The organism is Gordonia araii NBRC 100433, assembly GCF_000241265.1.
Lineage (GTDB): Bacteria > Actinomycetota > Actinomycetes > Mycobacteriales > Mycobacteriaceae > Gordonia > Gordonia araii.
The window spans coordinates 18650-31868 of record NZ_BAEE01000068.1 but is presented as its reverse complement, the minus strand read 5'-3'; the positions used below and the strand labels follow the sequence as shown (position 1 = coordinate 31868).

At 67.3% G+C, this 13219-nt stretch carries 10 protein-coding genes; 8 read left to right on the top strand and 2 right to left on the bottom strand.

The genetic code is table 11. From position 1 onward, the window contains the following. Nucleotides 1-97: 97 nt before the first annotated feature. The 4 genes from GOARA_RS15950 to GOARA_RS15935 all read left to right on the top strand — a co-directional run bounded on the left by GOARA_RS15950 (nt 98) and on the right by GOARA_RS15935 (nt 5859). Nucleotides 98-1462 (top strand): PE-PPE domain-containing protein, encoded by a 1365-nt coding sequence (locus GOARA_RS15950; RefSeq protein WP_170265464.1) that lies wholly within the window; start codon nt 98-100, stop codon nt 1460-1462. A 277-nt stretch (nt 1463-1739) separates the two neighbouring features. After that, on the top strand, nt 1740-3272 hold the full coding sequence (locus GOARA_RS15945) for a Re/Si-specific NAD(P)(+) transhydrogenase subunit alpha (protein ID WP_007323445.1): 1533 nt from the start codon (nt 1740-1742) through the stop codon (nt 3270-3272). Nucleotides 3273-3274: 2 nt separating this feature from the next. Next, nucleotides 3275-4714, top strand: a complete 1440-nt coding sequence (gene pntB / locus GOARA_RS15940) for a Re/Si-specific NAD(P)(+) transhydrogenase subunit beta (RefSeq protein ID WP_007323444.1) — start codon at nt 3275-3277, stop codon at nt 4712-4714. Nucleotides 4715-4863: 149 nt separating this feature from the next. Next, nucleotides 4864-5859, top strand: a complete 996-nt coding sequence (locus GOARA_RS15935; RefSeq protein ID WP_040523722.1) for a YdcF family protein — start codon at nt 4864-4866, stop codon at nt 5857-5859. Nucleotides 5860-6078: 219 nt separating this feature from the next. Here GOARA_RS15935 and GOARA_RS15930 read toward each other — a convergent pair whose 3' ends face one another. Then, nucleotides 6079-6813, bottom strand: a complete 735-nt coding sequence (locus tag GOARA_RS15930) for a metallophosphoesterase (RefSeq protein WP_007323442.1) — start codon at nt 6811-6813, stop codon at nt 6079-6081. 18 nt (nt 6814-6831) lie between these two features. Beyond that, the gene (locus GOARA_RS15925; RefSeq protein WP_007323441.1) at nt 6832-9219 is read right to left on the bottom strand and encodes an ATP-dependent DNA ligase; all 2388 of its coding nucleotides are present in this window, start codon (nt 9217-9219) and stop codon (nt 6832-6834) included. Nucleotides 9220-9297: 78 nt separating this feature from the next. On the opposite strand from GOARA_RS15925, the gene ku reads away from it, so the two are divergent. The 4 genes from ku to GOARA_RS15905 all read left to right on the top strand — a co-directional run bounded on the left by ku (nt 9298) and on the right by GOARA_RS15905 (nt 13217). Further along, the gene (gene ku / locus GOARA_RS15920) at nt 9298-10191 is read left to right on the top strand and encodes a non-homologous end joining protein Ku (protein WP_007323440.1); all 894 of its coding nucleotides are present in this window, start codon (nt 9298-9300) and stop codon (nt 10189-10191) included. An 80-nt stretch (nt 10192-10271) separates the two neighbouring features. Next, nucleotides 10272-11753: a flavin-containing monooxygenase gene (locus GOARA_RS15915; RefSeq protein WP_007323439.1), complete on the top strand. Its 1482-nt coding sequence runs from the start codon at nt 10272-10274 to the stop codon at nt 11751-11753. 19 nt (nt 11754-11772) lie between these two features. Then, entirely contained in the window at nt 11773-12213 is a 441-nt protein-coding gene (locus GOARA_RS15910; RefSeq protein ID WP_040523764.1) for a DUF4334 domain-containing protein, read from the top strand. A gap of 86 nt (nt 12214-12299) precedes the next feature. Continuing rightward, the gene (locus GOARA_RS15905) at nt 12300-13217 is read left to right on the top strand and encodes an HAD family hydrolase (protein WP_007323437.1); all 918 of its coding nucleotides are present in this window, start codon (nt 12300-12302) and stop codon (nt 13215-13217) included. The last annotated feature ends 2 nt before the right edge of the window (nt 13218-13219 follow it).

Sequence of the window (13219 nt, the reverse complement as noted above, 5' to 3'; positions counted from 1 at the left end):
ACTCGATTCGCACTTCCCGCAGGAATCTCGTCGGGAACTGTCGATCGGTGCGGGAAGAACGCGCCACGCGGCCCGGATGCGTAGTTACACTCCGCGTGTGAGCAGTCGGATCGCGGGTTCGCTGGCAGCTGTGCTGGCCGTAACCGTCCTCGTCGCCGGTCCGACTGCCGCGCGGCCGGCGTTCCTTCCCGACACCGACGGTGCCACGGTGCTGCTCCTTCCCGGAACCGGCGATCGCGACGGTGCCGACCAGATCGGGCGGACGGTCGACGTCGGCTGGTTCGGCGACGCCTCGGTCGAGAACGGCCGCGTCGTCGTCATCGACTACCCGGCGGCGTTCGGCGCTCGGATCTTCGGCGTCCTCATCCCGATCGTCGAAACGGGTACCTACAACGAGTCGGCGACGATCGGGACCGCGAACCTGGTCGCCGCGGCGAACGAACACCAGGGGCCCGTCGTGCTCAACGGCTTCTCCCAGAGCGCCACCCCGGTGATGAGTGCGGCCTATCTCCTGCACCAATCGGGCACCAAGCCCGACAGTGATATCCAGGTCATCATCGGTTCCGACCCGCGCTTCCCGAAGACGGGAGCCGAGGTCGTTCTGCCGAGCATCATCCCCGGGCTCTACACCAACGGTGAGCGCGATCCGGCCGGGACCGGTGGCATCGCGGTCACCTCTATCTGCGTCATAGGCGATCAGACGTGCGGCATGGCCAATCCGCTGGCCGACCCGGTGGGCTTCCTCGTCTACTTCGTCCCCGGCTTCTACATCCACGGCAACATGTATCAGCACGCCGGTGAATGGGAGGTCGTCAGCGAGAAGAAGAGCGCCGACGGCAACACCACCTTCGTCGTCCTCGACGGCGGCAATCCCTGGGGGATGGTGCTGCGCGAGTTCGGCGTGCCCGTCCCGAAGGAGTTCGACGAGGCGATGAACTTCCTGGTTCCCAGACAGATGCCGGGCGAGGCCAGCACCGTGTTCGGTCACGAGGTCCCGACGCCGCGCCAGCTGCAGGCGGCGTTCTACCGCAGTGTGGGCTTGACGATGCCGGTCACCGACCCCGACGTGACTAAGCAGCCGGGCCCCGCTGAGTGGGCACCTCACCCGCGCCGAGTGGGCACCTCACCCGCGCCGAGTGGGCACCTCAACCCCGCCGAGTGGGCACCCCAAACCCGCCGAGTGGGCACTTCACCCGCGCCGAGTGGGCGCCCCAAACCCGCCGAGTGGGCACCTCGGTACGGTCGGGCGGGCACCCCGCCGTCCTCCTGGGGCCGCCCCCGCGTCCCGTGGGCGAGCGCGGGCACCGAGAGTGCACCCGGCACAGGTGCGCCGTCGCCGAACGGCGGCCGGACCGGGTACTCGCGGTGGCAGCCCCCGCGGGCATGGAGCCCCGGCCCGCCGGCCGTCTCGTCGCCGTCGCACGGCGCGCCGGATAGCAGCACCTCGTCGGCCGCGCACTGATCTCATCAAGAGTGTGAGGTACCCGACTGCGTGCTAGAGCAAGCAGGCATGCGTGTTATGTTCATCCTCAGTTTGTGACCCACGTGGCAGTCGTCAGGCTCCACGCAGCGTGTCGCCTGGCTTTGATCACCGGCTTGCGGTAAAGCGCGATCCGGTGTTCTCGTGCATGCCGAGCAAGGTGTGCGCACGCCCGTGGCGACGCCAATGACAACGAAGTCAGCAAAGGAAGCAACATGAGTGTCGGAGTCGTGCGCGAGGCGGCCGGAAAGGCAGTGACATGCTGATCGGTGTCCCCCGGGAATCGAAGGCGGGCGAGACCCTCGTCGCCGCCACCGCCAAGACGGTGGCGCAGCTGCAGCAACTCGGTTACGAAGTCATCATTGAATCCGGTGCGGGTGAACGCGCCGAGCAGGCTGACCAAGCGTTCATCGACGCGGGTGCGCGCGTCGGCTCCGCCGACGAGGTGTGGGCGGCCGACGTCGTCGTCAAGGTCAACGCGCCGACCGACGACGAGATCGCCCGCATGCGACGCGGAGCCGTGCTCATCTCGATGATGGCGCCCGCGCGCAGCCCGGAGCTGCTGGAGAAACTGCAGCAGGCTGGTGTCACCGCGCTCGCGATGGACGCGGTGCCGCGCATCTCACGCGCGCAGTCGATGGACGTGCTGTCCTCGATGGCCAACGTCGCCGGCTACCGCGCGGTGGTCGAGGCCGCCCACGAGTTCGGCCGGATGTTCACCGGTCAGGTGACCGCGGCCGGCAAGATCCCGCCGGCCCGCGTCTTCGTCGTCGGTGCGGGTGTCGCAGGCCTCGCGGCCATCGGCGCAGCGTCGGCGATGGGCGCCGTGGTCCGTGCGTTCGACGTGCGTCCCGAGGTGGCCGAGCAGGTCGAGTCGATGGGCGCCGAGTTCGTCAACGTCGACTTCGAGGCGGAGAAGTCCGAGGACGGCTACGCCAAGGAGATGACGGCCGAGCAGGAGGCCGCCACCGCGTCGATGTACGACGAGGAGGCCCGCGCCGCCGACATCGTCATCACCACCGCGCTGATCCCCGGTCGTCCCGCGCCGAAGCTCATCACCGCTGAGACGGTGGCCGGAATGCACAACGGGTCGGTGATCGTCGACATGGCCGCGGCGAACGGCGGCAACGCCGCTGGCACCGTGGCCGACGAGAAGGTCGTGACCGACAACGGCGTCACGATTCTCGGTTACACCGACCTGGCCGGCCGGCTCGCGGCGCAGACCTCGCAGTTGTACGGCACGAACATCGTCAACCTGCTCAAACTCCTCACCCCGGAGAAGGACGGCGAACTCACCCTCGACATGGACGACGTGGTGCAGCGCGGCATCACCGTCGCCCGCGACGGCGAGGGCATGTGGCCGCCGCCTCCGGTCCAGGTGTCCGCGGCTCCCCAGGCCGCGGCTGCTGAGCCCGCCCCGGTCGCCGAGCCCAAGGTGCCGATGTCCCCGGCGAAGAAGGTCGGGATCGCTCTCGTCGGCATCATTCTGTTCGGCGTGCTGATCGCGTTCGCGCCGCCTCCGCTCCCGCAGCACTTCACGGTGCTGATGCTGGCCATCGTGATCGGCTACTACGTCATCGGAAACGTCGCCCACGCGCTGCACACGCCGCTGATGTCGGTCACCAACGCCATCTCCGGCGTCGTGATCGTCGGCGCGCTGCTGCAGGTCGCCACTGACAACCTGACGATCCGGGTGCTGGCGACGATCGCGATTCTGGTCGCCGCTATCAACGTTTTCGGTGGCTTCTCGGTCACCCGTCGCATGCTGTCGATGTTCAGCAAGGGGGCCTGATCGTGACTATTAACGCTATCGCCACGGCGGCGTACATCGTCGCGTCGCTGCTCTTCGTCCTCTCCCTCGCCGGGCTGTCCAAGCATGAGACCTCCCGGAGTGGCCTGACCTACGGCATCGTCGGTATGGCGCTCGCGCTGGGGGCGACCATCGCGCTGTCGATTGACGATATGTCCGTGCTGACCGACAAGTGGATTCCGATCGGCCTGCTGGTCGGCGCGATCGCCATCGGTGCCCTGATCGGTCTGTGGCGCGCACGGATCGTCGAGATGACCGGCATGCCCGAACTGATCGCGCTGCTGCACTCGTTCGTCGGTATCGCTGCCGTGCTCATCGGCTGGAACGGCGCGATCGCCGGCTTCCACGGCGACGGCATCGATCCGGGCAATGTGCGGACGCTGACCAATGTCCACGAGGCGGAGATCGCGATCGGCATCTTCATCGGTGCCGTGACCTTCACCGGTTCGATCGTGGCCAATCTGAAGCTGTCCGCGCGGATGAAGTCGGCGCCGCTGATGCTGCCGGGCAAGAACTTCATCAACATCGGCGCCCTGATCGCCTTCGCGGTCCTGACTGTGCTCTACGTGACGACCGACGGCCATACCGGAACCAAGCCGTGGATCCTGCTCGCCGCGATCACCGTTCTGGCGCTGCTGCTCGGCTGGCACCTGGTCGCCTCGATCGGCGGCGGCGACATGCCCGTCGTCGTGTCGATGCTGAACTCGTATTCGGGCTGGGCCGCCGCGGCATCGGGCTTCCTGCTCGGTAACGACCTCCTGATCGTGACGGGCGCGCTCGTCGGCTCCTCGGGTGCCTACCTGAGCTACATCATGTGCAAGGCGATGAACCGCTCGTTCATCTCGGTCATCGCCGGTGGTTTCGGCATCGAGGCGGGTCCGGCCGACGACACCGACTACGGCGAGCACCGCGAGATCCAGGCGGACGCCGTCGCCGAGTTGCTGTCCGACGCGAAGTCGGTCGTCATCACGCCCGGCTACGGCATGGCCGTGGCGCAGGCGCAGTACCCGGTCGCCGACCTCACCGCCAAGCTGCGCGCGAAGGGTGTCGACGTCCGCTTCGGCATCCACCCGGTCGCCGGTCGTCTGCCCGGTCACATGAATGTGCTGCTCGCCGAGGCGAAGCTGCCTTACGACATCGTGATGGAGATGGACGAGATCAACGACGACTTCGGCGACACCGACGTCGTGTTGGTGATCGGCGCCAACGACACGGTCAATCCGGCGGCTGCCGAGGATCCGGGCTCCCCGATCGCCGGCATGCCCGTCCTCGAAGTGTGGAATGCCAAGGACGTCGTCGTGTTCAAGCGGTCGATGGCCGCCGGGTACGCGGGTGTGCAAAATCCGTTGTTCTTCCGGGACAACACGCAGATGCTCTTCGGTGACGCCAAGGACCGCGTCGAGGACATCATCGCCGCGCTCTGACGCGAACCATCACCAATTCGCCGATCCCACTTCGATCGAAGTGGGATCGGCGAATTTGTGCTTGCCGGATGTTGCCGATCTGATATCGGACTGAACCGGACGCGTAGCAAACCGTGGCTACTGTTACGCAAGTGACTAGTGAGACTAGTATGAAGAAGCGTGTCGTAGCGGGTGTAGTGGCCGTCGCCGTGGCCGGACTTGGCGGCCTCGGGTTGGGAACCTTGCCCAACGGATCGCCGACGGTCGTGCGGACCGCCGACGCGATCGATCCGGCCGGACTGTACAACAGCGCGCAGAAGAAGTTCGCCGCGCGCGACGTGACCGGGGGTCTGGCCGACCTCAAGTCCATGCTGGCCATGACGACCAACGATCCCGACGCGCTCACGTTGCAGGCGGTGTGGGCCGACCAGGAGTCCGACGCTGCCACGCGCGACGCTGCGCTGCAGAAGCTCACCACCGTGCGTCCGAGCGCGGCCGGCGCGGCCCGCAGCCTCGTCGAAGGAGTGGCCAGCGCGGCGGCGATCATTCCGTCGACCTCGCCGGTGAGCGCGCCGACCGGTTCGGCGATCGTGATCCTGGGCTACGGCTTGCGCCCCAACGGCTCGATGGCACCGGAACTCGTGAAGCGACTCGAAGCCGGGCTAGCCCAGGCGCAGTCGTCGCCGCAGACCCCGATCTTCGTCACCGGCGGCGTCCCGAAGAAGGGGATCACCGAGGCGGCGGCCATGAAGAAGTGGCTGGTGGGCCGAGGGATCGCCGAGTCGCGCATCACCACCGAGGACAAGTCGACGTCGACCGTCTCCAACGCGCAGAACACCACCGACCTGCTCCGGATGCGTGGAATCTCGCAGATCGTGCTGATCACCTCCCCCAACCACATCCGACGCGGCGCCGCCAACTTCGCCGGCACGGGCACCAAGGTCGTCGGCACGGTGACCACGCCGACCGAGCTGAGCAGGTACAGCAAGCCGCTGACTGGAAAGAGCGTCGCCGGCATCCGCTATGAGGCGACGCGGTCGGCCAAGATCCCGGTCACGAAGGGACCGGCGGACATGCTCCCCGACACCGGTCCGGGCATCATCGGCGACCTTGCCGACAAGCTCATCAAGGAGCTGATGCAGGGCGGGTCGTCGGGCCAGAAGTAGATCGGTCCGGGCGCGGCACGCGGAGGTGCCCACTCGGCGTTGAACGGTGGTCGAGTGCCCGACGAGGCGCTAGCCGAGTCGGGTGTATCGAGACCATCGCAAGCCGGTCTTCTCCGCCCGCCCAAAGCTGCCCAGTCGGCACAGGTGAGGTGCCCACTCGGCGTGGGTCAGGTGCCCAGTCGGCGCAGGTGAGGTGCCCACTCGGCGGATTTGTGCGCGCTACGGAATGGCCCGGAAATGCGTGATGACTCGCCCGTCGTCGTCGATTAGGTGGAAGGCGACGCCGGCGGGCTGGTCGCGATTGACCACCGAGCTGCCCTCGAAGGGCAGATTGAGCGTCGACGAGACACCGGGCGCCAGGCACAGCGGGCGGCCGTGGAAGGTCGTCACCGCCGCGGAGTGGGCGTGGCCGCAGACCAGGGCGACGATGTTGGGGTGGGCGTCGACGACGGCGCCCAGCCGCTCCGGACTGCTCTGCATGATCGAGTCCATCATCGGCATGCCGAGGGTGACGGGCGGGTGGTGGAACGCCACGACGACGCGGTCGCCTGCGCCGGCGAGCTGCTCGTCGAGCCAGCCGATCGTCTCGTCGTCGAGGAACCCCCGACGCTCGCCGGGCAGGGAGCTGTCGACGGACAGCAGCGTCACGTCGCCGACCGTCAGCGCCTCGTTCACCGGCGCCGTCGGCTCGGCGTCGGGCCGGAACGCTGCGTTGAACGACGGTCGCGCGTCGTGATTGCCGATGGTCACCAACATCGGCAGAGGACTGGTGATGAGCTTGCGCGCCTCGAGCATCTCGTCGGCGCTGCCGTGATCGGTCAGGTCACCGGTCACCAGCAGCGCGTCGATGCCGTCGGCGCGCGAGTTCACGTACTCGAAGGCGGCCTCGATCCGGGCGCGGTTGTGGTGGGTCCCGTTGACGTGGAGATCGGACAGATGGGCGATGACGAACATCGGTTTGGCGTCGCCTCCCTACAGGTCGCCGGGCAGCTTGTCGCGTCGAATCCCCCGCCAGCTGGGGTGGCGGAGGTGCCCGGTCGAGGTCCAGTCTAGGAACTGCACTTCGCCGACGATTTTCGGCAACACCCAGGTCGCACTGGATGCGACCGGCGAATCGATCTCATCGAGAAACGGGCTGCGACTGATTGTTAGCGGTTTCAGTTCTGCCACAAGGGATTTCAGTGCCGCGTCGGTGAATCCGGTGCCCACGCGGCCCACGTAGCGCAAGCCGGTCTCCTCCGGAAGTCCGACGAGAAGGGAGCCGATCGTGTTGGCGCGGTTCCCCCGGCCGGGCCGCCATCCGCCGACGACGACCTCGATGTCGGACCAGTTCTTGTGCTTGAGCCACGACTTGACGCGGCGCCCCTGCTGATAGGTCGAGTCGCGCCGCTTGGCGACCACGCCTTCGTAGCCGCGATCCCGGCTGGCGGCCATCGCCGCCTTCCCCGGACCGGGCAGCAGCGGCGGGATCTCGACGTAGCGCGATCGGCGGAACAGGGGGCCGAGTTCTTCGAGCAACGAGCGGCGCGCCTCCCACGGCGTCGACAGCAATGACTTGCCGCCCAGCGCGAGGATGTCGAACAGGAAGAGCTTCAGCTGGTAGGGCTCGTCGGTGTTGCGGCGCGCCGAGAGCAGCGTGAAGTTGGTCCGCCCCGACGAGTCCAGGGCGACGACCTCCCCGTCGAGGACCACGTCGAGCAGCCCGAGGTCCTCGGCGATGGCCGCCAGTTCGGGGAAGTCCTCGGTCATGTCGATCCCCGAGCGCGACGTGAACCGCAGCTTCCCGCCGACGTAGCGGACGATCAGCCGGTACCCGTCCCATTTGCCCTCGAACGCCCACCGGTCGTCGAGATGCTCGATCGTCTCGTCGGTGGCGAGCATCGGCCGCGGGTCGCTCAAAGATCCCGGCAACAGCGGCCGTGGCTCGTCGGCCATGAGATGGACCAGCCAGTTCTTCTCGCCCGTGCGGATCAGTACGTAACGGCCCTGCACGCGTTCGCCGCGGAGCACGACGATGATCTCGTCGTCGCGCCACTTCTCGACCGTGAACGTGCCGGTGTCCCAGATCTCGACGTGTCCGCCGCCGTACTCCCCCTTGGGGATGTCGCCGGAGAACTCGGCGTACTCCAGCGGGTGATCCTCGGTCCGGATCGCCAGCCGGTTCTGCGTCGGGTCGTCCGGCAGGTTCTTCGGCACCGCCCAGCTGACCAGCACGCCGTCGCGCTCCAGCCGGAAGTCGTAGTGCAGCCGCCGCGCGTGATGTTCCTGGATGACGAAGATCGGGCCGTCGCGACGGGCGGGTTCCTGCTCGGGCTCGTCTCCGATGTCCTCGGTGTCGACGACCCCGGATTCGACGCCGGGTTCGGGAGTCCGGCCCGGCGTCCGCTTGCGCCGGTACTCGCCGAGGTTCACGACGGGTGCGGCCGGCGCGGGCTGGGACTGGTCGCGATGCGCATCGTCGGTCGGCTCGAAGGCGCTCGACCGAGATGAGGGCGGGCCTGGAGACCCGTCGAGGCCGACGAGGAGATCCCCGTCGGCTTCCACGCGTTCGAGGACCTCGTCGAAAGTCAACTGGCGCAGGTCGTCGTCGGCGAGTTCGGACCACGTGCGAGGGGCGGCGACCCATGGCCGTTCGCGCCCGCGCAGCGAGTACGGCGCCAGAGTGGTCTTCGATCCACTGTTCTGGCTCCAGTCGACGAAGACCCGCTCGTCGCGCACCGCCTTGGTCATCGACGCGGTGATGGAGTCCGGATGGGCCGACGACAGCGCTTCGGCCACTTCGCGGGCGACGGTCCGCGCGGAGTTCGGTGCCACCGGCGGATCGATCCGCGCGTACAGGTGGATACCCTTGCCGCCGCTGGTCACCGGCCAGCAGCTCAGGCCGACGTCGGCCAGCACGTCGCGGATCAGGAGGGCCACCTGAGCGCACTGGTGCAGCGGGACGCGCGGTCCGGGGTCGAGGTCGAAGATGATCCGGTTGGCGAGATCGTCGGAGACCCGCCACTGCGGCACGTGGAGTTCCAGGGCGGCCATCTGCGCCAGCCACACCAGATCGGCGCGGCCGGTGATAACCGGATAGACGATGGCGCGCTGGCTGTGGCCGACCGTGTGCCGGTCGAGCCAATCGGGGCTTCCCGCCGGGAGGTTCTTCTCGAAGAAGGGCGCGGCCCCGACTCCCGACGGCCAGCGTTTGCGGGTGACGATGCGGTCGCGCACGTGCGGCAGCATGACCTCGGCGATGCGCGTGTAGTAGTCGATGACCTCGAATTTGCGGGTACCCGTCGCCGGATACAGCACCTTGTCGAGGTTGGTCACGCTGATCGTGCGGCCGTCGACGTCCAACACCCCGCCACTGCTCACACCGTCACCTCCCTCGCTTCGCTTGAACCATTCTCGCAACACCGCGTAATCCCCGCCGACAATGGCACAATTGGGGTCATGCGCTCGATCTGGAACGGCGATCTGAGCTTTGGCCTGGTCAACGTGCCGGTCAAGGTGTATTCGGCGACGGAGAGCCACGATCGGAAGTCGCATCAGGTCGATGCGAAGGACGGTACGAGGGTTCGGTACAAGCGTGTGCGCGAGGGAACGGATACCGAGGTCGAGTTCTCGAACATCGCCAACGCGTACGAATCCGAGGAGGGCGAGACGGTCATCCTCACCAAGGAGGACCTTGCGACCTTGCCGGTGACGCGCAGCCCGGAGATCTCGATCCTGGAATTCGTGCCGGCCGAGCAGGTCGACCCGATCTACTTCGACAAGCCCTACTACCTCGAGCCGTCGTCGAAATCGCCGAAGGCCTACGTCTTGCTGACCAGGGCGCTGGAGAGCACCGACCGGCTGGCCATCGCCAATTTCACGCTGCGCAACCGCACGCGCCTGGCCGCGCTGCGCGTCGTCGACGGGGTGATGACCCTGCAGACGCTGTTGTGGCCCGACGAGGTGCGTAAACCCGACTTCGACTTCCTCGGTTCCGACGTCGAGATCCGCGACCAGGAGCTGGAGATGGCCAAGTCGCTGATCGAGACGATGGCCAACGACTTCGAACCCGACGAATATTCCGACACCTACACCGAGGAGCTGGGCAAGCTCATCGAATCGAAGGTGGGCGGGACGCCGGCGTTCACCGAGGATGACGCGCCGGCACCGGCGGACGACGGCGAGGTCGCGGATCTGCTCGCCGCGTTGCGCGCCTCGGTGAAAGACCGGGCCGGCCCCGCGAAGTCGTCGGCTGCGCAGGGCGCCAAACCGCCGGCGAAGAAGGCCGCCAAGAAGGCAGCTGCTAAGAAGGCGCCCGCGAAGAAGGCGGCAGCCAAGAAGGCCGCCAGCTAGGCGGGCGACCCCACGGGTATGACAATGTGGATTGTCACATTGGGCTACGATTCGCAGAGCACCGATCGAGGGAGAAACTCATGCCCGCTACGAAAACCGACGTCCTCGACGTCCTCATCGTCGGCGCCGGCCTGTCCGGCATCGACAGCGCCTACCGGCTGACCGAGCGCAACCCAGACCTCACCTACAAGATCGTCGAGCAGCGCGACCAGATCGGTGGCACCTGGGACCTGTTCCGGTACCCGGGCGTGCGCAGCGACTCCGACATCTTCACCCTCAGCTTTCCGTGGTACCCGTGGAAGGGCACCCGCACCGTCGCCCTCGGCCACGAGATCCGCGAGTACCTGCAGGACACGGCGGCGCACTTCGGCATCGACAAGCACATCGATTACGGCGTCAAGGTCGTATCCGCCGACTTCGACACCTCGACCGACCTGTGGACCGTGAAGACCGAGGTCGGCGGCAAGAAGCGCGAGTACGTCGCACGGTTCCTCTACGTCTGCGCCGGCTACTACCGCTACGACCGCGGCTACGAGCCCGACTTCCCCGGCATCGACAAGTTCAAGGGGCAGGTCGTGCACCCGCAGTTCTGGCCGGAGGATCTCGACTACCAGGGCAAGAAGGTGGTGGTGATCGGCTCGGGCGCGACCGCCGTGACGCTGATTCCGTCGATGGCCGACGACGTCGAGAAGATCACCATGTTGCAGCGTTCGCCCACCTACATGCTGTCGCTGCCGTGGGACGACCCGATGACCAAGGTCGCCCTCAAGGTGCTCCCGGGGAAGGCTGCCCATCACCTCATCCGGGTGCGCAACGCGCTGGGCACCTACGCCTTCTACCAGTACTGCCGACTGTTCCCGAAGCTGTCGCGCCGGACGCTGCGGCGCATGGCGAAGTTCCAGCTGCCGAAGAACTATCCCGTCGACGTGCACTTCAAGCCGAAGTACGAACCGTGGGACCAGCGCCTGTGCGTGATCCCGGCCGGTGACCTGTACACCGCGATCCGCAAGGGCAAGGCCGAGGTCGTCACCGATCAGATCGAGACGTTCACCGAGAACGGGATCGACCTGAAGTCGGGCAAGCACCTCGACGCCGACATCGTGGTCACCGCGACCGGCCTGGAACTCGTCGCGATGGGCGGGGCGGCGCTCTCGGTCGACGGCGTCGAGCAGAAGCCGGGCGAAAAGTACGCCTACCGCGGCTACATGCTCAACGACGTGCCCAACCTCGCGTGGGCCGTCGGCTACACGAACGCCTCGTGGACGCTGCGCGTCGACCTCACCGCGCAGGCGGTGGCCAAGCTGATCGCGCACATGCGCGAACGCGGCTACACCCACGCGTACCCGAGCACCGGCGGCGCGATCCTCGAGGACGCCCCGCTGCTCGAGCTCGACTCGGGCTACGTCCAGCGCGCACAGGGCAACATCCCGAAGGCGGCTCGGACGCAGCCCTGGGTGGTCCGGCACAACCTGGTACTCGACGCCTACGACGCGCGGCGCTACGACATCACCGAATCGATGGTGTTCGGCACGGTGGAGAAGCCGGCGGCGGTCAGTGCCTGAGGTCGACGCCGCCGGGCAGATCCTGGCCCGGATCGATTCCGGCGACCTGAATTCGGCCGAGGCGCTCGACGAGTTGTGGGCACAGCTTCCGACCGTGCGGGTCGAGGAGATCCTCGGTTCGTGGCGCGGCGGTGAGCTGCCGACCGGGCATCCGATGGACGGTCAGTTGGAGCAGGTCGGCTGGTACGGCAAGAACTTCATCTCGCCGACCGATGTCCAGCCGTTGGTCTGCCGAGGCGCCGACGGCGAACTGTACTCCAACAAGGAACTCGGCAAGGGCGAGGCCAGTCTGTGGCATGTGGAGTTCCGCGGCGAGGTCACGGCGTCGATGGTCTACGACGGCCAGGCGGTCATCGACCACTTCAAACGCGTCGATGACCGCACACTGATGGGCATCATGAACGGCAAGTCGCCGCTGGTGCGGGACAAGCACTTCTACTTCTACCTCGTGCGGGACTGAACCACCCCCGGCGGGTTAACGACGTCCGGGCCGATCGCCGGGCGTTCTAGAGTCGCAGTAGGACGACCCGAGGGTGGTGGAGTACGGTGCTCGAATCGTGGAACAACGGAGCGGCGAAGGCCGCGCTCGTCGACTTCGTCGAGGGCTCGGCACAGTCGGTACCGGTCGACGAGCGGGTCGCGGTCTTCGACAACGACGGCACGCTGTGGTGCGAGAAGCCCGCGTACATCCAGCTCGACTACCTGGTCCGACGCGCGGCAGACCAGGTCGCCGCGGATCCGTCGCTCGCCACTGACCCCGCATATGCCGCAGCGCAGTCGGGCGATCTGGCGTGGTTCGGCAACGCGGTGGAGAAGCACTACAACGGTGACGACAGTGATCTGAAGACGATGGCGGCCGCGCTGCTGAAGGCCAATGCCGCGGCCACCACCGACGAGTTCGCCAGTCGGGTCGCCGCGTTCTTCGCAGACGGAACGCACCCGACCCTCGACCGGCCGTACCGGGCGTGCGGCTACGCGCCGATGATCGAACTGCTGCGCTACACCGAGGCCAACGGGTTCACCAACTACATCGTGTCCGGTGGCGGCCGCGACTTCATGCGCCCGGTCACCGGCGAGCTCTACGGGATACCGCCCGAGCGGGTCGTCGGGAGCAGCGTCGGCGTCACCTACGGCGACGGTGACATCGCGGTGACCGACAAGTTCGAGTTCATGGACGACGGGCCGGGCAAGCCGGTCGCCATCTGGAGCCACATCGGCCGGCGGCCGATCCTGGCCGTCGGCAACTCCAACGGCGATCTGCAGATGCTGGAATACGCCACGGCCGGATCCCGGCCGTCGTTGGGCGTGCTCGTCCGTCACGACGACCCCGACCGCGAATTCGACTACATTGCGGGCGCCGAGCAGGCGCTCGAGCAGGCCGCGCACCGCGGGTGGACGGTGGCGAGCATCCGCGACGACTGGCGCACCGTCTTCGCGGGCGAAGCGATGCCAGGTGCCCGGTGACA